Origin of the sequence: Megasphaera sp. AF13-6AC (assembly GCF_027685385.1) — a bacterium.
GTDB classification, from domain to species: domain Bacteria; phylum Bacillota; class Negativicutes; order Veillonellales; family Megasphaeraceae; genus Megasphaera; species Megasphaera micronuciformis.
Window position 1 is genome coordinate 1 of the sequence record NZ_JAQCUN010000306.1, and the last position, 663, is coordinate 663.

Genomic DNA, 663 nt, shown 5'->3' on the forward strand with positions numbered 1-663 from the left:
GCGTTCTTCTGCTTTCTTTCAGGAGTCAGGAACTTGACGGGTCCCAAGAAATCGGGTAAGCGCTTAACGGTAACGGATAAGTCGGCATGTTCTTCCAACAAAACGGCTTTGGCCAATTTGCGGCAAACGGCCCCGATAGTCTTTTCCAAGGTCCTTACACCCGATTCCCTCGTATAATCGCGAACAATACGACGTAATACGCTGTCGGAGAACTTAATTCCCCTTCCTTTTAACCCCGTTTCTTTCAATTGCTTGGGTACTAAATACTTCTTGGCAATTTGTACCTTTTCATCTTCCGTATAACTGGAAAAGTCGATAATTTCCATACGATCCAGCAGGGGACGGGGAATATTTCCCGCCACATTGGCCGTCATAATCCAGAAAACCTTCGACAAGTCATAAGGCAAATCGATGAAGTGATCCGTAAACGTATCATTTTGTTCCGGATCCAACACTTCCAGTAAGGCTGCCGACGGATCGCCGCGCAAATCCGACGCCAGCTTATCCACTTCATCCAGAAGAAATACCGGATTTTTAGTGCCGGCCTGCTTCATACCCGTTATAATTCGTCCGGGCAAGGCCCCGATATAAGTACGACGATGACCGCGAATTTCCGCTTCATCCTTTATGCCGCCTAAGGAAACACGTACATACTTACGCCCC

Annotated in this window: 1 protein-coding gene; it reads right to left on the reverse strand. The window is 47.7% G+C overall.

Annotated elements, in window-relative coordinates; all coding sequences use genetic code 11:
- Nucleotides 1–663: AAA family ATPase (locus PGX78_RS09045; protein WP_270446631.1), on the reverse strand; the 663-nt coding region annotated here is incomplete at both ends.